This is a genomic window from Kineosporia babensis (genome assembly GCF_021129305.1).
Lineage (GTDB): Bacteria > Actinomycetota > Actinomycetes > Actinomycetales > Kineosporiaceae > Kineosporia > Kineosporia babensis.
This window is the reverse complement of record NZ_JAJOMB010000003.1, coordinates 367239-386074: the sequence shown is the minus strand read 5'-3', so window position 1 is coordinate 386074 and position 18836 is coordinate 367239. Positions and strand designations below refer to the sequence as shown.

17 protein-coding genes are annotated in these 18836 nt (G+C 70.1%); 8 read left to right on the top strand and 9 right to left on the bottom strand.

Going from position 1 to position 18836, the window contains the following annotated elements; translation table 11 throughout:
• The first annotated feature begins 8 nt into the window (after positions 1 to 8).
• A complete protein-coding gene (locus LR394_RS42765; protein ID WP_231439922.1) occupies positions 9 to 1562 on the top strand; it encodes a GGDEF domain-containing protein in 1554 nt (517 codons plus the stop codon).
• On the opposite strand, the gene LR394_RS07615 is transcribed toward LR394_RS42765, so the two are convergent.
• Positions 1551 to 1781, bottom strand: coding sequence for a hypothetical protein (locus tag LR394_RS07615; RefSeq protein WP_231439920.1), 231 nt, complete (start codon positions 1779 to 1781; stop codon positions 1551 to 1553). The two genes, LR394_RS42765 and LR394_RS07615, sit on opposite strands and share 12 nt — an antisense overlap.
• Before the next feature lie 119 nt (positions 1782 to 1900).
• On the bottom strand, positions 1901 to 2386 hold the full coding sequence (locus LR394_RS07610; RefSeq protein ID WP_231439917.1) for an Lrp/AsnC family transcriptional regulator: 486 nt from the start codon (positions 2384 to 2386) through the stop codon (positions 1901 to 1903).
• Positions 2387 to 2525: 139 nt separating this feature from the next.
• On the opposite strand from LR394_RS07610, the gene ald reads away from it, so the two are divergent.
• The gene (ald, locus tag LR394_RS07605; RefSeq protein WP_231439915.1) at positions 2526 to 3641 is read left to right on the top strand and encodes an alanine dehydrogenase; all 1116 of its coding nucleotides are present in this window, start codon (positions 2526 to 2528) and stop codon (positions 3639 to 3641) included.
• Between the two features lie 9 nt (positions 3642 to 3650).
• Here ald and LR394_RS07600 read toward each other — a convergent pair whose 3' ends face one another.
• Complete coding sequence (locus LR394_RS07600; RefSeq protein ID WP_231439913.1) at positions 3651 to 4361, bottom strand: hypothetical protein; 711 nt, start codon at positions 4359 to 4361, stop codon at positions 3651 to 3653.
• A 132-nt stretch (positions 4362 to 4493) separates the two neighbouring features.
• Between LR394_RS07600 and LR394_RS07595 the strand changes: the two genes are divergently transcribed.
• Together LR394_RS07595 and LR394_RS07590 are read left to right on the top strand one after the other, a co-directional pair.
• Complete coding sequence (locus tag LR394_RS07595; RefSeq protein WP_231439911.1) at positions 4494 to 5471, top strand: LLM class flavin-dependent oxidoreductase; 978 nt, start codon at positions 4494 to 4496, stop codon at positions 5469 to 5471.
• A gap of 71 nt (positions 5472 to 5542) precedes the next feature.
• Positions 5543 to 6664: an NDMA-dependent alcohol dehydrogenase gene (locus LR394_RS07590; protein ID WP_231439909.1), complete on the top strand. Its 1122-nt coding sequence runs from the start codon at positions 5543 to 5545 to the stop codon at positions 6662 to 6664.
• Positions 6665 to 6667: 3 nt separating this feature from the next.
• Here LR394_RS07590 and LR394_RS07585 read toward each other — a convergent pair whose 3' ends face one another.
• The 6 genes from LR394_RS07585 to LR394_RS07555 are packed head-to-tail and all read right to left on the bottom strand — an operon-like array spanning position 6668 to position 12558.
• Positions 6668 to 7864 (bottom strand): WD40 repeat domain-containing protein, encoded by a 1197-nt coding sequence (locus tag LR394_RS07585; protein ID WP_231439907.1) that lies wholly within the window; start codon positions 7862 to 7864, stop codon positions 6668 to 6670.
• Positions 7865 to 7878: 14 nt separating this feature from the next.
• A complete protein-coding gene (locus LR394_RS07580) occupies positions 7879 to 9024 on the bottom strand; it encodes an NAD(P)/FAD-dependent oxidoreductase (protein WP_231439905.1) in 1146 nt (381 codons plus the stop codon).
• Positions 9021 to 10394: an FAD-dependent oxidoreductase gene (locus LR394_RS41330; protein WP_331283050.1), complete on the bottom strand. Its 1374-nt coding sequence runs from the start codon at positions 10392 to 10394 to the stop codon at positions 9021 to 9023. Before LR394_RS41330 ends, LR394_RS07580 begins: the two co-directional genes overlap by 4 nt.
• On the bottom strand, positions 10391 to 10639 hold the full coding sequence (locus LR394_RS07565; RefSeq protein WP_231439903.1) for a (2Fe-2S)-binding protein: 249 nt from the start codon (positions 10637 to 10639) through the stop codon (positions 10391 to 10393). The genes LR394_RS41330 and LR394_RS07565 overlap by 4 nt, the downstream gene beginning before the upstream one ends.
• Positions 10636 to 11517, bottom strand: a complete 882-nt coding sequence (locus LR394_RS07560) for an aminodeoxychorismate lyase (protein WP_231439902.1) — start codon at positions 11515 to 11517, stop codon at positions 10636 to 10638. Before LR394_RS07560 ends, LR394_RS07565 begins: the two co-directional genes overlap by 4 nt.
• Before the next feature lie 24 nt (positions 11518 to 11541).
• On the bottom strand, positions 11542 to 12558 hold the full coding sequence (locus LR394_RS07555) for a LacI family DNA-binding transcriptional regulator (protein ID WP_231439900.1): 1017 nt from the start codon (positions 12556 to 12558) through the stop codon (positions 11542 to 11544).
• Between the two features lie 256 nt (positions 12559 to 12814).
• On the opposite strand from LR394_RS07555, the gene LR394_RS07550 reads away from it, so the two are divergent.
• The 4 genes from LR394_RS07550 to LR394_RS07535 are packed head-to-tail and all read left to right on the top strand — an operon-like array spanning position 12815 to position 18833.
• Entirely contained in the window at positions 12815 to 13765 is a 951-nt protein-coding gene (locus LR394_RS07550) for a dihydrodipicolinate synthase family protein (RefSeq protein WP_231439898.1), read from the top strand.
• A 3-nt stretch (positions 13766 to 13768) separates the two neighbouring features.
• Positions 13769 to 15076, top strand: coding sequence for an amidohydrolase family protein (locus LR394_RS07545; RefSeq protein ID WP_231439896.1), 1308 nt, complete (start codon positions 13769 to 13771; stop codon positions 15074 to 15076).
• A complete protein-coding gene (locus LR394_RS07540) occupies positions 15073 to 17112 on the top strand; it encodes a hydantoinase/oxoprolinase family protein (RefSeq protein ID WP_231439894.1) in 2040 nt (679 codons plus the stop codon). Before LR394_RS07545 ends, LR394_RS07540 begins: the two co-directional genes overlap by 4 nt.
• Positions 17109 to 18833 (top strand): hydantoinase B/oxoprolinase family protein, encoded by a 1725-nt coding sequence (locus LR394_RS07535; protein ID WP_231439892.1) that lies wholly within the window; start codon positions 17109 to 17111, stop codon positions 18831 to 18833. Before LR394_RS07540 ends, LR394_RS07535 begins: the two co-directional genes overlap by 4 nt.
• Positions 18834 to 18836: the final 3 nt, after the last annotated feature.

The following is an 18836-nucleotide window of genomic DNA, read 5'->3' as shown; positions in this document are numbered from 1 at the left end:
TCTGCGGGGTGACGGTCGAGGCTGACGGCTCCAGAACCGGGGCCGACCAAGGTGCTGCGCGGGCGTGGTGGCGATGGTCGCTGATCGCCGGGATCGCGCTCGCGGTTCCGGTGGCGTTCTCTCCGACCGGAACCGCCGGAGACCTGGCCACCATCCTGGCCGAGACCGGCATCCTGGTCGCCCTGCTCGCGGTCGCCCGGCAGCTTCCGGCCGGCGAGCGCGCGCCCTGGCTGCTGCTGGCCGCGGCTGACGCGGCCTGGCTGAGCGCCGAGACCGCACAGTTCGTGGTCACCCGAATCGGGCACGAAGACTGGTACCAGCCTCTGGACTGGGTCTGGCTGTCGTCGTACTTGTTCCAGGTGGCGGCGGTGAGCGCGATGATCCGGCGCAAGCGCCTGCCCCGCCCGCTGGTGCGCGACATCCAGCTGGACGTCCTGACCATCACCACGGCCGCCGCACTCGTGGTCTGGCTGGTCCTGGTCCAGCCGGAACTGGAGGCCGGATCGTCGATCGTCGCCTCGATCCTGCCGCTGCTGTACCCGCTGGGCGATCTGATGGTGTTCAGCCTGGCGGTGACGATGCTGCTGATCCCGGGCACGTCCGGGCCCTCGGCCACCTTGCTCATCGTGGCGTTCGGGACCGCCCTGCCGATGGACTTCCTGTTCCGGTTCCTGGCCGTGCAGGTGCCCCAGTTCGAGGTCGAACGACTGCTGGCGGTCTTCCTGGTGCTCAACGTGCTGCTGGCCGCGGCCGCGCTGCACCCCACCCGGTCCCGCCTCACTGCCCCGGCCCCGGCCGGCCTTCACCTGAAGCTCTGGCGGATCGTGGTGCTCGGGCTCTCGCTCGGTGCGGTCAGCGTGGCCAACGCGATCAGCCTGCAGTCCGGGCCGGACCTGATCCCCGGCCTGGCCGCCTCACTGGTGGTGGCGATGACCATCGTGCTGCGCTTCTACCGGATGGCCCAGGCCCAGGAAGCGGCCGCGACCGCGCTGCGTGAGCTGGCCGAGCACGACCGGCTCACCGGCGCGGCGAACCGGGAACTGCTCAGCCGCCGCCTGCCCGACTTCGTCACCGGCCCGCAGGGGCTGCTGGTCTACATCGACCTGGACGGGTTCAAGAAGCTCAACGACACGCACGGGCACCACATCGGCGACGCCGTGCTCTGCGCGGTCACCGAGCGCCTGGCCAGGCGGGTACGCGAGAGCGACACCATCGCCCGGGTCGGCGGCGACGAGTTCGTGGTGCTGCTGAACGGCTGCAGCCCGGCCGATGCGCCGGCCGTGGCCCAGCGCATCCTGGACGACATGTGCGAGCCGATCACCGACGGGCCGCTCACGGTGCAGGTGGGCGCGTCCGTCGGCGTGGTGGTCCTGGAGCACCCCTTGCAGGTGCACGACCCCCAGGAAGTGGCCGAAGACGTGATGCGCTCGGCCGACGCTGCGATGTACGACGTCAAGCGCCGCGGGGGTGGCGTGCACGTGGTGGCCTACGCCGAGCCGGTGGCGCTGGCCGCCCCGGCCGGTTCGCCGCTGGTACCGGCCGAGGAACCGCTACTGCCCTGATCCGCGCCGCTGCTTCACGAACTGGTTCACCGCGCGCACTGCCGCCTCGTCGCCGATCAGGGTCAGGAACTTGGCCGATTCCGGTTCGGAACTGCTCGAACCGGAATCCAGGACCTGCACCCCGTGCCGGGCCGCCTCGCTGCGCAACGGGGCCTCTTCGGCCTGGCTGATGGACAGCGGTCGGTAGACCGTCGGCGCCGTCGGATTCGTCTCGGTCATGCTCCCCGCCAACTCCCTTGTCACGGATCGAGATCAACCGACCTCAGAGTGGCAGCACGGCGAGATCGAATCGAGACCCTGGGGGAAACCTTGAGGTTCCGCCGAAACGGACTCTGATCTCACAGGCCGGCCCCGCCGGCCACGTGCTCGAAGATCACGTTGGTCTCGGTGAACGCCACCTCCCGCCGGGCGCTGAGGTGCCGGACCACGAAGTCCCGCAGATCGTCCGGGGCCTCCACCGCGATGTGGATCTGGAAGTCGTTGGCCCCACCCAGGAAGAAGACGTTCAGCACGCCGTCCAGCGCGGCCATCTCCTGGGCGAAGGCCCCGATGCGATGCCGGGAGGGGGTGGCCAGGCGCACCGCGACCAGGGCCTGCAGACCTCGGCCGAGGGCGGCCGGAGACAGCTCGGCCCGGAACCCGCGGATCACGCCGGACTCCTGCAGCCGGCGCACCCGTAGCAGGCAGGTGGAGGGTGCCACCCCGGCCCGGGCGGCCAGCGCGTTGTTCGGGATGCGGGCGTCGGTGGCCAGGGCGTTGAGGATTTCCCGGTCGATGTCGTCGAGTTCCACCGGAGTCGGGGCCGGGCGACGATTGTTCGGCATGGACCTTCTCTCCGGCAGCGTTTCGTGAATTCTGCGTCAGGTTAGGCCCTGCTGGCCGAACAATCCGCGACGAAACAACCTGTTAACAGAATCGCCTGCATCCTCCTGCTGTCAGCCGCATTCACGAACGGAGCAGAGCATGCTGGTCGGTGTCCCCAAGGAGATCAAGAACCACGAGTACCGGGTGGCGATCACTCCCGCCGGGGTGCGCGAACTGACGCTGCGCGGACACGATGTGCTCGTCGAGCAGGGCGCGGGCGCTGGTTCCGCCATCCTGGACCAGGATTTCGAGGCCGCCGGAGCCAAGATCATCGCCTCGGCCGGAGAGGTCTGGGCGGCTGCAGAACTCGTGCTCAAGGTGAAAGAGCCGATCGAGGCCGAGTACTCGCAACTGCGTTCCGGGCAGACCTTGTTCACCTACCTGCACCTGGCCGCATCGCGCCCGTGCACCGAAGCCCTGCTGGCCGCCGGCACCACCGCCATCGCCTACGAGACCGTCCAGACCGGCACCGGCGCGCTGCCCCTGCTGGCCCCGATGAGCGAGGTCGCGGGCCGGCTGGCTCCGCAGGCCGGTGCTCACCACCTGATGCGCTCGGCCGGGGGCCGGGGCGTGCTGCTCGGCGGAGTGCCCGGCGTGCGCCCGGCCCGGGTGGTGGTGATCGGCGCGGGCATCTCCGGGCTCAACGCGGCCGGCGTGGCGGCGGGCATGGGCGCCGACGTGCAACTGCTGGACCTGAACGTGGAGCGGCTACGCGAGGCCGACCGGCTCTTCGGCGGCCGGGTGCAGACCATCGCCTCCAACGCCTTCGAGATCGAGAAGGCCTGTCTGGAGGCCGATCTGGTGATCGGTGCCGTCCTGGTGCCCGGAGCCAAGGCCCCCACCCTGATCAGCAACGACCTGGTCTCCCGGATGAAACCCGGCGCGGTGCTGGTGGACATCTCCATCGACCAGGGCGGCTGTTTCGAGGATTCCCGGCCGACCACACACGCCGAGCCCACCTACCCGGTGCACAACACCGTCTTCTATTGTGTGGCCAACATGCCCGGAGCGGTGGCCAGCACGTCCACTCACGCCCTCACCAACGTCACTCTGCCGTATGCGGTTTCCCTGGCCGAGCAGGGCTGGAAGGCCGCCCTGAAGGCCGACGCCGCGCTGGCCAAGGGGCTCAACACCCACGACGGCAAGCTCACCTACGCACCGGTGGCCCAGGCGCACGACCTGCCGTTCACCGCGGTTGCCGGCCTTCTCGGCTGATCCGCCGGCTCAGGCGTCGCCCAACGCCCGCAGGACGTCGGACAGCCAGATCAGCGCGTGCTTGATCGTGGCGTCCGGGTCCTCGGCCATGATGTCGAGGTTGGCCAGAGCGTCCGACAACGAGCCGATGGTGAGTTCGCCGGGTTCTTCGGTGACGGTGTAACGCGCGTCGGCCGGGACGGACCAGAACAGGTCGTAGGGCAGGGTCACGCTCTGGCCGGGCCCGGCCTCCCGCTCGAGAAGATCGGCGATCTGGCCGAAGACCGTTCTGATCCGGGTGATGTCGACGGTCGGTTCATCCGGCGAGGGACTCGGACCGGCGGTCGCGGATGCGTGTGGTGAGCGACGCGCACGGACGTGGTCCACGTACTCGTCGCCGGCCATCGATGCGTTCACCCAGCGTCCGGGTACGGCTGCGGTCCGATCTTCCGCCAGCGACAGGGCCTGGGCCGCGTCATCGGCCACACCTACCTCCAGGCCCTCGCCCACGTATTCCTCGTCGGCCGGGTCCAGGGAGACGAGCTGGGTCAGGTCCCCGCAACGATCGTCGTCGGGGTCTTCGACGGTGTGCAGTGAAATGCGGTACCGGCTGGACCGGGGAGTGATCTGGACCCAGCGGATCCCGGCTGCACCACGGACCGAGGCCGGGCCCAGGAACTGCTCGATCCCCCTACCTCGCTGCAGAGCCCCGATGGCGAATTGTCGCGTGAGGTGGCGCATGCGACCGATTCTAGATGTGGTGCCGCGAAACGGGCCCGGGAATGCCGGGTCCTGGTCGGATGACCCGGCATCATGGTCTCGGCGCAGGGAAACGGGCTGCGTGATGATGGTCTGCCGCGTTGGGGGGGACGCATGCCGAAACTTTCGGTACTGGACATGGGGGTCGCCTCGAGCGGCACGACCGTGGCCGAGTCGATCAACGACATCCGCGATCTGGCCCGGACCGCCGAGCGGTTCGGGTACGAGCGGTACTGGGTGGCCGAGCACCACGGAGTACCGGCCTTTCTGACCTCGGCCACCGCCGTCCTGATCCAGGCGGTCGCCGCGGCCACCTCGACGATCCGGGTCGGGGCGGGCGGCATCATGCTGCCCAACCACGCGTCCCTGCTGGTCGCCGAGAACTTCGGGACCCTGGAGACGCTGCATCCGGGCCGGATCGACCTTGGCCTGGGCAGCGGGGTGGGTGGGCCGGGCATCGTCAAGGAACTGCTGCGGACCCGGCCGCCCGAGGACTACGAGGAGCAGCTCACCGAGCTCCTGGCCTACTTCCGGCCCGGCGGCGGCAAGACCCGGATGCCGCTCTCGGTGCGGGTGGCCGAAGGTCATCGGCCGCAGATCTGGGGCCTGGGTTCCAGCTCGGGCGGGGCCCGCCGGGCGGCCACTCACGGCCTGCCCTTTGTGTATGCCCAGCATCTGAACGCCGACGGGATGAACGAGGCACTACGGGTGTACCGGGAGGAGTTCCGGCCGTCCAAGACGTTCCCCGAGCCTTACGTGATGGTCTGCGTGAGCGTGGTCTGCGCCGACAGCGACGAGCAGGCCCAGTTCCTGGCCGGGCCGGCCGTGCACATCGGGTACGAGAAGGCCAGCGGTCACCAGCCGGGCCCCCTGCCCACGCCCGAAGAGGTGGCAGCGGCCGGCTATCCGGACGATCAGCTGCCGGCGGTGGACGCGATCCGCTCGGAGATGGTGGTCGGCTCACCCGGCACGGTGGGCAAGGAGCTGGACCGGATCTTGACCGAGAGCAACGGCGACGAGCTGATGATCACGACCAGCGTGCACGCCGTCGAGGACCGGGTCCGGTCGCTGGAACTGCTCAGTTCTCTCTGAAAGCCGGTTCTACCGGTAGGTATACGGGACGCTGGGGCGGCGCCGCTGATGCCCGACCGAAAGGAACCACGATGCCGACCACCACGCGGGTCTCCCTGGTCCGCCAGACCCCGGGTACCTTCGAGACCGCCACTGTCGAGCTGGACGACCCGCGCCAGAACGAGGTCACGGTCAAGCTGGCGGCCTCTGGTCTGTGTCACTCCGACGACCACATCGCGACCGGCGACATCCCGGTGGCGATGTACCCCTTCGCCGGTGGGCACGAGGGCGCGGGCGTGATCACCGCGGTTGGACCCGACACCCCGGGTTACGCGGTCGGTGACCACGTCGTCTTCTCGTTCTTGCCGGCTTGTGGGCACTGCGAGTTCTGCGCCCGAGGGCTGAGCAACCTCTGCGACCTGGGCGCCTCGCTGCTCAGCGGGGCGCGGCCGGACGATCCCACGAGCTTCCGGATGCACGAGAACGGCAGCCCGGTCGGCCAGATGTGCGGGATCTCCACCTTCGCCGAGTACACCACTGCCTCGGTGGACGCCGTGGTGAAGATCGATCCGGACATCCCGCTCAAGCTGGCCGCCCTGATCGGCTGCGGGGTGCCCACCGGCTGGGGTGCGGCGACCCGGTCGGCGAAAGTCCGAACTGGAGACGTCGTGATCGTCGCCGGAATCGGTGGGATCGGCGCCAACGCTCTGCAGGGCGCGCGGGCGGCGGGAGCCCGGGCGGTGATCGCGGTCGACCCGGTGGAGTTCAAACGGGAGCAGGCGCCCACTTTCGGGGCCACCCACGCCTGCGCCACCATCGGCGAGGCCACCGAGTACGCCAAATCGCTGACGAACGGCCAGGGCGCCGACTCGGCGATCGTCACCACCGGCGTGGTCACCGGCGAGCAGGTGGCCGAGGCGATGGCCTCGATCCGTAAGGCCGGCACCGTGGTGGTCACCGCGCTCGGCAACCTGCTGGACTCCAGCGTCCCGCTCTCGCTGGCCGACCTCACGCTGATGCAGAAGCGGCTGCAGGGTTCGCTGTTCGGGGAGTCCAACCCGCGGTTCGACATCCCGAACTTCCTGCGCCTGTACCGCACCGGCGACCTCAAGCTGGCCGAGTTGATCACCCGGGAGTACACCCTCGATGAGGTGGCGCTGGCCTACCAGGACCTGCACGCGGGCAAGAACATCCGCGGGGTGGTGGTGTACTGAGCTCTACCGGGGCGGTTCCTGCTGCAGGGCCTGGTTGATCCCGGCCCGGGCCCGCAGCCACATCGGGTCCGTGTCCTCAGCGCTGGTCACCACGGCCAGTTCCGAGCCGTCCCAGCTGCGCCGGCCGTCGTGCAGGGTCAGGCTGTCGGGGAGGGCGCTGCCTTCCGGCAACGCCTCGGTACCGGCGATGAAAGCCTGGACCAGGGCCGGATCCGCCTCGGCCGCCTCGGCCGTCGGTTCGGTCGGTTCCACCAGAACCAGGTCCCGCTCGCCGGTCACGAGCAACTGGCCGGTGGCCAGTAGAGCTACCCCAAGTACCGGGAAACCGCCCGGCACCGGAAACTTCTCCGCGTTGTCATGCTCGAGGTCTAGTAGAACGATTTCGCCGACGGGTGTTCCGATCCACAGCGTGCCGTACCGGTCGAAAGCGATCTCGTTGCCCGACCAGTTCCCCTCCGGATGACCTTCGGGCAGCAGCGCGTCCAACGGGAGCCGGACGATCTCCTCCAGCGTGGGAAAGGCATACAGACTCAGCAGGTCCTGGTAGGCATTGCCCCGGATGGCCAGGAACCTTCCGTCCGGGCTGAACACGGGCTTCCGGTAGCCGTCCGCGTCCAGGATCAGGGCGGCCCGCAGGCGTTGCCCACCGGTTTCGGCGAAGATGCCGTAGCTTTCACCTTGGTCACTCACCAGGGTGAGCAGCAGTCCACCGGCGGGATGCTCGACGATTCCGGTGTCCCAGTACGGCGCCGAACCTACGATGCCCTGGTCCAGCGCGATCACGTCGCAGCGCTCGTACTGGTCGTCATCGGCAGCCGGGCAGGCCCAGACGGTAGAGCCGTCCGGGCTGAAAGCCACGTCCCGGTAACCGATCGTGGCGGGCAGGTTCGCGACGTCCTGGAGGCCCTGCGGGCTCCAGAGCCTCAACCGGCCAGGAGTGCAGATCAGCAACTGCACGGCATCCGGATGCCAGGCCAGTTCTGGTGTCAGGCCGTAGAGCAGCCAGCGCTCGGACGGGTAGGGCGCGGCCTGCTCGTCGATGACGGCGACCAGCCGGATCTGGTCCGAGCTGCAGTCCCAGACCCGGATCACCGGCCGGTCGGCGTCCAAGGTCGCGACCCAGGGCCGGCCAGGATGGCTGAAGAGACCTTCCAGGGACACGTCCGGTCCGGCCTGGATCTGGGCCACGCTACGAATCACGGGCGAAGTATGCCCTATTTTGCGCCCATGATGAGCCGGTCCGGGCCTAGGTCTCTGACGTCGATCGGGCTGGGTTCGCCGAGGACGGCGGCGGCCAGGACGTCGGCCCAGAGCGGGGCAAAGGTGAAGGCGTAGGTACCGCCGGCCACCAGGAGGCCGTCGGCCCCCGGCACTGCTCCGATCACCGGCATCTCGTCCGGGGTGGCGGCCAGCGGGCCGGCCCACATCCGCAGCAGCGAAAGGCGGCTCAGGGGAGGGAGGATGCGGATCGCTTCGGCCAGGTTGCCGGCCATGGAGTGCAGGGAGGCGTGGCTGCGGGCGTCGAGGTCGAGGGATTCGGCGGGCCAGCCGCCGCCGATCAGGACGTTGCCCGCGGTCACCTGTTTCACGCTCAGGCCCCGGCCGATGTGCTGGACCAGGCAGGGCAGCAGGGGCGGGACGCGGACCGTGACGTGCATCTGGATGGCCACCGGGCGCATGCGCAGTTCGACGCCGGCCAGGGCGGTCAGGGGCTGGATCCAGGGGCCGGCGGTGTTCACCACCCAGCGGCAACTGGTTGTGCCGGTGGGGGTGGTGACCTCCCAGCCCTCACCCCGGCGCTCCAGGCCGGTGACCGGGGTGCCCGGGCTTAGTTGCACGCCGAGGCGCATCCCGGCCCGGAGCCAGGCGGGGCCGGCCAGCAGGGGGTTGGCGTAACCGTCGTCGGGGCACCAGGTGGCGGCGCGCACGCTGGGGCCCAGTACCGGTAGCTCGGCCCGGGCCGTGTCGCCGTCCAGGATCTCGGTCTTGATCCCGACCTCGCGTTCCCAGACCGCCTTGGTGGTGAGCTGGTCCAGGTCGTCCTCGGTCTCGGCGACCATGAAGCCACCGGGCCGACGGACCTCGAGTTCCTCGCCCAGCTCCGCCTCGACCGTGCTCCACCGGTCGCTGGCGGCCTTCTGCAGGGGCAGGAAACGGCGGCTGTCGACCGGTACGGCCTGGCCGGGGCGGCGGGTGTGGATGGCCTGGATGTGCAGGTTGCCGGCGGTGGTGCCGGAGCCCTCACGGTTGGGTGCTCCGCGTTCGAGTACCTCTACGCTGAATCCTTTTTCGGCCAGCCGGTAGGCGGCGGACGCACCGAGCACCCCGGCCCCGATCACCACGACGTCTACGGTGCTCATCGGGTCTCCTGAACGGTGTCGGTGAGTTCGCCGGCCTGCATCAGGGGTGAGGCGGCCAGGTCGGCGAGCGGGACCGGGCGTAGCGGAGTGCGGGAGGCCAGCGACTCCGGGGTGGTGCCCCGCAGCGCGCACAGGGCGGGTGCGCAGTAGCGGCCTTGGCACGGCCCCATCCCGGCCCGGGTCAGGGTTTTGGCGGCGCTGACGTCCTGCTGGGACCCGGCGTCGGCGGCCCTGACCTGGCCGACGGTGGTGCCTTCGCAGCGGCACAGCTGGGTCTCGTCCGGCGTGTGCTCCAGCACCCTGTGCGCCAGTTCGGCCGCGCCGGGGTACAACTCCCGGCTCAGAGCGGCGAAGGCGTGCTCGCGCCGGGCCTGCCGGACCGCTTTGGCCGGCGGATTGACCGGGGTGGACGTGGCATCGGCGATGACGGCTGCGGCAACCAGGGAGCCCTCGGCCCGGGCGGCGAGATTGCCCGCAATGCCGGTTGTTTCCCCAGCCGAGTACCAACCCGGCACCGACGTACGTCCGTAGTCGTCGACGTCTATCATCAAGTCGTTGTCCCGCTCGTCCACCCGGCATCGTGCGCCGACCAGGCGCAGCAGATCGACCTGAGCCCGGAAACCGTAACCAACGACCAGCGTGTCGGCGGAAAAGGTCTGGCCGGAGGAGAGTTCGACGGACTCCAGCTCGGTAGAGGCCTGAATCCTGCGCACGACCGCGCCCTGTACCAGCCGGGTACCCGTGCGCAGCAACGGCCACAGTTCCTGGGCGAACTGCATGAGCTTGCCCGGATGCTGCGCGGATCGGATCTGCGCCCGACCCAGCCCGTAGGGGCGACCCGCCTCGACCAGGGCGACGACGCGTCCCCCGGCTCGGGTGATCGCCGACGCTACCGGCAGCAGGAACGGGCCGGAACCGGCCACCACCACACGTGATCCGACGGCGACACCGTCGGAAGAGGCCAGATGCTGGGCGAATCCACCCGATACCACGGACGGATGTTGCCAGCCCGGGAACGGCAGTGATCGTTCGGTGGCGCCGGTGGCCACCACGACCCGCTTGGCTGCAACCGCGTACACCCCCTGCTGCGGGGAACGTACCCACAGCGTCTCGCGCTCGGCGGTGAAAACTGTGGTCCCGGTGAGGACCCGAACCCCGGCCCGCAGGACCCGATCGGCCAGAGCTCTTCCCTCCGGCCGATATTCACCCAGGCGAGCCCGAACCGACTCGGGGCGGGCGTGGAAGTACTGGCCGCCGAGTTCGTGGTGCTCGTCGATGAGAGTGACGCTCAGCCCGGCCTCGGCCATCGCCCAGGCGGCTTCCATCCCAGCCGGACCACCACCGACCACGGCCACGTCGACGGGCGTCACCGGCTGGTCCGGATGTCGAGGCCGTCGCGCACCGGCGTCAGGCAGGCGCGGGTCTCGGGCTCTCCGTCGATCTCGACCAGGCATTCGAAGCACGTCCCCATCCCGCACCACGGCCCACGCGGTTCACCGGTGACCAAATGGGTTCGGACGGCTGCGGTTCCGGTGGCGCGCAGCGCGGCCGTGACCGAGATGCCGGCCTCCACCTCGTGCGTAGCGCCGTCGATGCTGATCCGGGCCGGGCTCATCGGGTGCGCCGCAGCAGCTGGTCGTTGATCCGGGCGGTGAGTTCGCTGTCGACCTTGACGGCGGTGCCGTCGAGAGTGTGCACCGGTGCGGCCAGGCGCTGCGAATTCGTCATCCACAGGGCGTCGGCGTAGGGCAGCTCGCCGAGCTTCACGTCGCGGATCTGAGTGGCGAAACCTTCGGCCTGCAGAAGGTTCAGCATGTCGATCTGGGCGGTGCCGGGCAGGATCCCGCTCTCGGGCGGGGTGGTCACGAAGGTGTCCCCGAAGCGCAGAACAACGGACGAGGTGGGCCCCTCGAGCAGGTAGCCGTCGGTTGTGGTGAACAGGACGTCGTCGGCTCCCCGCCGAGCGGCTTCCCGCAGCACAGACCGGTTCACCGCATAGGAAACCGTTTTCGCCCCCTGCAGCAGCCAGGGAGCGGTTTCGGCGATGTCGCGGGCGTACCCACGCGAGAGCGTCACCACGCTGACACCGGTGCTGCGCTCCCGGCTCCAGGCCGGGTTGACGTCGAGGTGGATGAAGCCACGGGCGCCGGGCGTACCGCTGTACTCCTCGCCGCGAGTGAGGACGTACTTGGCGAAAGCGTCCGGAACCGGGCCGAGTTCGCGGATCCCGGCCTCGAGTGCGGCGCGGTAGACGTCCAGGTCGGGCTCGGGCAGGTCGAGCATCCGGGCCGAGCGGGCGAAGCGCTGCAGGTGGGCCTCGCCGGCGTGGACGAAACCGTCGTGAATGGCCACGGTCTCGAAGATTCCGTCGCCGCGGGTCACGCCCAGGTCGGTTGCGGTGATCACCGGCGTGCCGACCGGAAGACTGCGGAAGGCCGCACCTTCGCCGGTCATGCCGATCGCGGGGCGGTCGATGAGGATGAGCGCGGGCAACGTTTCCTCCGGGGGTGCAGAAGGTCAGGGTCTGGGGGGAGCGCAGGAGGACCGCAGCAGCAGTTCGGCTCCGACCCGGTACGTCCGGGTGTCGCGCTGGGCCGGGTCGCGGCGGCGCAGTTGGTCCAGCAGCAGGTTGACGGCCAGGTCGGCGATGGCCTGGGCGCCGTTGTCGACGACGGTGACCGGTGGCTGCCACATCTGCAGGACGGGCATGTCCTCGTAGCAGACCAGCGACAGGTCGTCGGGAATGTGCACACCGCGGGCGACCAGAGCGGGCAGGACGCCGAAGGTGGCCTCGTGGTTGGCCGACAGCAGGGCGGTGATGCGGTGTGGTCCCGAGAGTAGCTGATCCACGGCCGCAGTGCCGAACTCCGGAGTGAAAGTTCCTCGCAGGACGAGTGATTCGTCGAGCTCGAGACCTTCGCTCTCCAGAGCGTCACGGTATCCGCGCAGGCGTTCGCGGCCGGAGTCGGCGGTGTCCGGGCCACCGATGAACCCGATCGAGCGGTGACCCAGCTCGAGCAGGAACCGGGTGGCCTCGTAGGAGCCGTCGCGGTCGGCGGCCAGAACGGTGGGCGAGGTGCTCCGGCGGGAAGAGCGGATGACGTTGACCACTGCGGTTCCGGACGCCTGCAGGGCATTGGTGATCTCGGCGTTCTGTCCGGAGCCGATCACCAGCACTCCGTCGACGCCGTGGTCGGCCAGGGTCTCCAGCAGATTGCGCTCGGTGGTGACGTCGGCGTCGGTGGTGCAGAGGATGAGCTGGTAGCCCTCGGCGGCCAGGCGCCGCTGCACGACCTGGGCGATGGTGTGGAAGGACGCGTTGAGCAGGTTGTTGAGCACCAGCCCGATCAGGCGGGACTCCCGGGAGCGCAGCGAGCGGGCGGCCCGGTTGACCCGGTAGCCCAGGTCGCTGGCCGCGCTCATCACCCGGGTCCGGGTCTCCTCGGAGATCGAGGTGGAGCCGCCGAGTGCGCGGGAGGCGGTGGAGACCGAGACGCCGGCGTGCTCGGCGACCTCGCGCATGGTCACGGCCATCGGGTGCGGACCCCCAGGGGAAAGTCGGACATCAGGGACGAGTGGCAACGTGCTGGCCCTATCCCTATCACCGTCCGCAAGGGCCGTGCAATCGTTTCCACAAGAGGCGCCGACAGCCGTCGGTTAACGCTTATTTCCTCGTGTAAACATCGAGTTTCGGGCCTTGATTGCCTGCTCAAGGGCCGTGCAAGAGTGTGCAAACGTTCCCACCGACCAGCCGGTAGGGGGACGGAACGCCCCGAACCCGAGAGGGAGCATGAACCGCGACGACGTGACCTGGAGCGGCTACTGGCCCGCTGCCCCCACCCCGTTCACCGCCGATCTGGAGCTCGACGAGGCCGCCCTGGCCGCGATGCTGCAGATGTACGCCGGCCAAGGTGTGCACGGGGTGCTGCTGAACGGCAGCACGGGGGAGTGGTTCGCGCAGAGTCCGGCCGAGCGCCGCCGGGTCACCGAGGTCGGTGTCGAGGCGGTTGCCGGTCGCTACCCGGTGGTGATCGGCGTCTCCGCCTTCACCGCCGCCGAGGCCGCCGAGCTGGCGCGTCACGCCGCAGCCGCCGGCGCGGACGGAGTGCTGGCCACGGTGCCGCCGTACGCCCATCCGTCACCAGCCGAGACGCTTGCCTTCTACCGCGAGGTCAGCGAGGCCACCGACCTGCCGTTCATGGTCTACAACTGGCCGCGCGGGGTGGCCGTCGACCTGGCCCAGACCCCCGGGCTGATGTCCCAGCTGGCCGACCTGCCCCAGGTCGCCGCGATCAAGGACTCCACCGGGGACTGGAACGCCATGGTCGCCACGATCGAGGCGGTCGCCGAGCGGGTAAGGGTTTTCGGCTCGCTCAGCCACCGTCGCGGCCTGGCCCTGATGACCGGTGGCCTGGGTGGTGACGGCGCTATCGACGGCGGTGGCATCGGCGCTCCCTACGCAGTGCCGTTCTTCGAGGCCGCGCAGGCCGGGGACCTGAAGACCGCCCGGACCTGGGTGGAGCGCTACCAGAAGCTCTCGGCCGGGATGATCGCGCCTGACTACAGCGGCCGTTTCGCCTCGCCGATCAGCCAGCTCAAGGCCGCGATGAACCTGCTCGGCCAGCCCGGCGGCGGTGCGGTGCGGCCGCCTCTGCTGCCGGTCACCGATCCCGAGCTGCTCCAGCAGATCACCGCCGTGCTCACCGAAGCCGGCTTCACCCCGCTCGCGCAGGAGGCCTGAGTAATGCGCAACACCAACCCTCGTCCGGCCCGGCCGGGCATGCCCGGGCACCCGGCCACGCTGTGGCTGCGCGGCGGCCAGGTCGTCGACGTGGTCACCGGCACGGTCAGCACCGCCGACGTAGCGGTGTTCGACGGCAGGATCACCACCGTCGGTACCGCCGAACCGCAGCCCGGCGACTCGGTGCTCGAGCTCGAAGGCCGTTACGTGGTACCCGGTCTGGTCTCGGTGCACACCCACCTGACCATCGTGTACCCGTTCGACGACACCGACGTGAACGAGAGCTCGGCCGCCTCCGCCCTGCGGGCCGCCAGCCGGGCCCGGGACGCGCTCTGGGCCGGCGTCACCACCGTGCGCACCCTGGACGAGCAGAACCGCGCCGACATCGAGCTGCGCCGGGCCGCGGTCAGCAACGGCTGGGCCCTGGACGTGCCGCGAATCCTGGCCTCGGGCCGGGCGATCGGCATCACCGGCGGCCACGGCAAGGGCATGGCCTGCTCCTACGCCGACGGCCACGACGAGTTCCTCAAGGCCGCCCGGCAGGAGCTGGAGGCCGGCGCCAACCACATCAAGGTGTTCATCACCGGCGGGATCGCACACGCCGACGAGTCGTTCAACGGCGCCCAGATGACCACCGACGAGATGCGCGCCGTGGTCCGGGCCACCCGCGAGCACAACACCTACGTGGTGGCCCACGCCGGTGGCGGCGAGGCGATCCGCGAGGCGATGACGGTCGGGATCAACCGGTTCGAGCACGGTTACGACCTGGACGAGCAGACCGTCACCGAGATGGCCGCCAACCGGGCATATCTCACCCCGACCCTGTCGGTGACCAGCTGCCCGCAGTGGATGCTGGATCACGGATTCACCCAGTGGCAGGCCGATCTGGCGCAGAAGGTGCACGTCACCCACCTGGCCTCGATCCAGCGGGCGTTCACCCGGGCCGTGGTCAAGGCCGACGAGCTGGACGGCGACGGGATCCGGATCGTGGCCGGCACCGACTACCTGCCCGGTGAGCCCAACGACGGCACCTCCTGCGCGGTCAAGGAGATCGAGTTGCTGGAGCAGGCCGGCCTGCCCACCGAGGCGGCGCTGCGGGCCGGCACCTGGGAGGCCGCCCGGTTGATGGGCCGCGAGAACGAGTTCGGCTCGGTGCGTGAGGGCCTGGCCGGCGACCTGCTGATCCTCGAGGAGGACCCCACCGTGACCGTTTCCGCGCTGCGGACGATCGGGACCGTGATCCAGGCCGGGCGTCTGGTGCGCTCGGACCTGACCGGCACCCAGGAGCTGACCAAGGCGGTGTTCGCGTGAGCGTCAAGGTCGCGGTCGACATCGGCGGCACGTTCGTGGATGCCGTCGCCTACGACACCACCACCGGCGCGATCCGGGTGCACAAGGTCTCGACCACCCCGGCGGCTCCGGCCGAGGGTGTGCTGCGCGGGGTGGCGGCGCTTCAGGCGGACCTGTCCGAGGTCGAGTCCTTCGCGCACGGAACGACTCTCGGCCTGAACGCGATCCTGCAGCGTAACGGCGCCAAGGTCGGTGTGATCACCACCGAGGGCTTCGCCGACGTGCTGGAGATCGCCCGCGCGGGTATCCCGGCCGACCGGATGTACGACTTCGTCTACCAGCGGCCCCGCCCGCTGGTGCCGCGGCGCCACCGCCTCGGCGTACCCGAGCGGCTCGACGCCTCCGGCGCCGTGGTCACCCCGCTGGACGAGGCGGCGGTGCTCGAGGCCGGGCGCAAGCTGGTCGAGGAGCAGGGCCTGCGCTCGATCGCGGTGTGCTTCCTGCACTCCTACGCCAACCCGGCGCACGAGCAGCGCGCCGCCGAGGTGCTGCGCGAGGCGTTCCCGGGCGTGGCGGTCTCGGTCTCCAGCGACCTGACTCGCGAATACCGAGAGTACGAGCGCACTTCCACGGTGGTGCTGGACGCGTACATCCGCCCGGTGCTGAACGACTACCTGGACATGCTGGAGCAGGGTCTGGCCGGGCAGGGCCTGACCGAGCACCTGCACATCATGCGCTCGGGCGGCGGCGCGATGACCGCGGCCCTGGCCAAGCAGGCGCCGCTGCACACGGTGCTGTCCGGCCCGGCCGGCGGCGTGGTCGGCGCGACCTTCCTGGCCCGGGAACTCGGGCTGGACAACGTTCTGAGTTTCGACGTCGGTGGCACCAGTGTGGACGCCTGCGTCATCGTCGACGGCAGCCCCACCGAGGTGCACGAGGCCGAGATCGACGGTCTGCCGCTGCTGATCCCGATCTACGACATCCGCACCATCGGTGCCGGCGGCGGTTCGATCGCCTGGATGGACGCCGGGCTGCTGAAGGTCGGTCCGCGCTCGGCCGGTGCCGTGCCCGGCCCGGTCGCCTACGGCAAGGGTGGCACCGAGCCCACGGTCACCGACGCCGCCTTCGCGTTGGGCTGGCTCGACCCGGGCGCCTTCCTGGGCGGGCAGATGACGGTCAGCGCCGATGCTGCCCGCGCGGCGATCGGCGAGAAGGTGGCCACCCCGCTGGGCCTGGACGAGACCGCCGCGGCCGCCAGCATTCTCGAGATCCTGGTTGCCCGTACCGTCGGCGCGATGCGCGAGATCACCATCGAACGGGGCCTCGATCCGCGCGAGTTCACCCTGATGGCCTTCGGTGGGGCCGGCCCGCTGATCGCGCCGATGCTGGCTCGGGAGATGGACCTCGGCACCACGCTGGTCCCGGCCGTGCCGGCGGCGTTCTCGGCCTTCGGCATGCTGATGTCCGACCTGGAGTACGAGTTCGCGGCCACCACCATGGTCTCGCTGAGCGACGAGTCGCTGGCCGCGCTGTCCCCGACCTTCGCCGAGCTGGAGGCCCGGGCCGTCGAGGCCCTGGACACCCAGCACGTGCCGCAGGAGAGCCGGCGCCTGGTGCGCACGGTCGACGTGCGCTACCTCGGCCAGGAGCACTCCCTGCCGGTCGAGCTGCGTGAGGGCGACGCGGCCGCCGACATCCTCAAGCGCTTCGGTGAGCTGCACGAGGCCCGCCACGGGCACGCGATGGACGTGGCCGGGCAGATCTTCTCAGTGCGGCTGCGCGCCGTCGGTGAGGAGCCCAAGCCAGGGCTGGTCACTCTGGAGGCCGGGGAGGGCACGCCCGAACCGGTCGGCAGCCGCAGGGCCTTCGACATGGCCGCCCGAGACTGGGCGCAGTTCCCGGTGTACGAGCGTGGCACCTTCCGGGCCGGGCAGAGCGTGGCCGGCCCGGCGATCGTCGAGGAAGGCACCTCCACCACCGTCTTCTTCTCGGACCAGAGCCTGACCGTGGACGCCTACGGTCACCTGCTGATCACCTCGAACGGAGCCTCCCAGTGACCGATAACAGGCTTGACGGCGCCACCGTCGAGGTGATCCGCAACTACGTGGTCTCGGCCGCCGAGCAGATGCGCCGCACCCTGGTGCGCAGCGCGTTCAACCCGGTGATCTACGACGTGCTGGACTTCGGCATCTCGATCTACGACGGCGCCCAGCAGTTGATGGCCGAGGCCAGCGGGATCACCCACTTCCTCGGCGCCAACGACCGGGCGCTGGTGATGGCCAGCGAGTACATCGGGATCGCGGCGATGGAGCCGGGCGACGTGTACCTGCTGAACTACCCGTACTGGAACGGCGCCCACGCCTACGACGCGATGCTGTTCTGCCCGGTCTTCGCCGAGGGCCGCAGCGAGCCGGCCGCCTTCCTGGCGGTGCGGGCGCACTGGATGGACCTGGGCGCCAAATCGCCCGGCTACGTGCTGGACTCGACCGACATGCACCAGGAGGGCCTGATCTTCCCGGGCACCCGGATCGTGCACCGCGGCGAGATCGTGCGCGACATCACCGAGCTGATCCGGTTCAACTCCCGGCTGCCCGACCTCACCCTCGGCGACTTCCACGCCCAGCTGGCCGCGCTGCGGGTGGGCGAGCGCAACCTGCACCAGATCTGGGGCAAGTTCGGCATCGAGACCGTCGAGCAGGCCATGCGCCAGGTGATCGAGCACGGCGAGCAGGTGGCCCGGCGCGCGGTGGCCGCGCTGCCCGACGGCACCTGGACGGCCACCGACTACATCGACGACGACAACATCACCGACGACCTGATCGAGATCACCGTGCGGGTCACCATCGACGGCGACCGGATCATCGTCGACTACACCGGCTCCGCAGCGCAGGTGCTCGGCCCGGTCAACCTGCCGATCGGCTCCACCGAGGGCATCGTCAAGGCCTCGTTCAAGGCGCTGACCACCCCCTGGGAACCGACCAACGCCGGGCACTTCGCCCCGGTGGAGATCATCGCCGAGCCCGGGTCGATCTTTCACGCCGAGTACCCGGCGGCCACCTTCACCCAGTGGAGCGCCATCGTGGCCACCGAGCTGATGCACAAGGCGCTGGCCCAGGCGATGCCCGAGATCCCGGCGTCCTCCGGCGGGGACGAGCCCGGCTTCATGGCGGTCGGCCACGACCCGCGCACCGGGCAGGACTTCGTGGTCTCGAACAACGAGGGCATCGGCTGGGGCGCCACCCGCGAGCACGACGGCGGCGACGCCCAGCAGCACCCCTCCCAGACAACCGTGCGCAACACCCCGGTCGAGGTGCTCGAGCACAAGGCACCGCTCCTGCACGAGCGCCTGGAACTGATCCCCGACTCGGCCGGCCCGGGTCGCTTCCGCGGCGGCGTCGGGGTGCTGCGTCAGGTGCGTTACACCGCGCCCGGCGAGGTGCTGTCGATGAAGAAGAAGACCAAGACCAAGCCGTGGGCGCTGGACGGCGGCCACGAGCCCGAGCCCAGCGAGATGGTGCTGTGGCCGGGCACCGACAAGCACCAGCGGGTGGGCATGTACCGCGCCTCCATGGAGGCCGGCGAACGGTTCATCAACCGCACCGCCGGTGGTGGCGGCCACGGCAACCCGCTTGACCGCGATCCGCAGGCCGTGGTCGAGGACGTGCTCGACGGCTACGTGTCGGCCGAGGCGGCCAAGGACGCGTACGGCGTCGTGGTCGCGGCCGACGGCACCTGGCAGCCCACCCCCGAACGCCAGGCCCGCACCGAAGCGAGCTGACGC

What these genes read in the sequence shown, in the direction of transcription:
- LR394_RS07555 (WP_231439900.1), bottom strand. Translation starts at nt 12,558, where the DNA reads ATGGCCGTGACCATGCGCGAGGTCGCCGAGCACGCCGGCGTCTCGGTC.
- LR394_RS07550 (WP_231439898.1), top strand. Translation starts at nt 12,815, where the DNA reads ATGAACCGCGACGACGTGACCTGGAGCGGCTACTGGCCCGCTGCCCCC.
- LR394_RS07580 (WP_231439905.1), bottom strand. Translation starts at nt 9,024, where the DNA reads ATGAGCACCGTAGACGTCGTGGTGATCGGGGCCGGGGTGCTCGGTGCG.
- LR394_RS07595 (WP_231439911.1), top strand. Translation starts at nt 4,494, where the DNA reads ATGCCGAAACTTTCGGTACTGGACATGGGGGTCGCCTCGAGCGGCACG.
- ald (WP_231439915.1), top strand. Translation starts at nt 2,526, where the DNA reads ATGCTGGTCGGTGTCCCCAAGGAGATCAAGAACCACGAGTACCGGGTG.
- LR394_RS07615 (WP_231439920.1), bottom strand. Translation starts at nt 1,781, where the DNA reads ATGACCGAGACGAATCCGACGGCGCCGACGGTCTACCGACCGCTGTCC.
- LR394_RS07590 (WP_231439909.1), top strand. Translation starts at nt 5,543, where the DNA reads ATGCCGACCACCACGCGGGTCTCCCTGGTCCGCCAGACCCCGGGTACC.
- LR394_RS07545 (WP_231439896.1), top strand. Translation starts at nt 13,769, where the DNA reads ATGCGCAACACCAACCCTCGTCCGGCCCGGCCGGGCATGCCCGGGCAC.
- LR394_RS07600 (WP_231439913.1), bottom strand. Translation starts at nt 4,361, where the DNA reads ATGCGCCACCTCACGCGACAATTCGCCATCGGGGCTCTGCAGCGAGGT.
- LR394_RS07610 (WP_231439917.1), bottom strand. Translation starts at nt 2,386, where the DNA reads ATGCCGAACAATCGTCGCCCGGCCCCGACTCCGGTGGAACTCGACGAC.
- LR394_RS07565 (WP_231439903.1), bottom strand. Translation starts at nt 10,639, where the DNA reads ATGAGCCCGGCCCGGATCAGCATCGACGGCGCTACGCACGAGGTGGAG.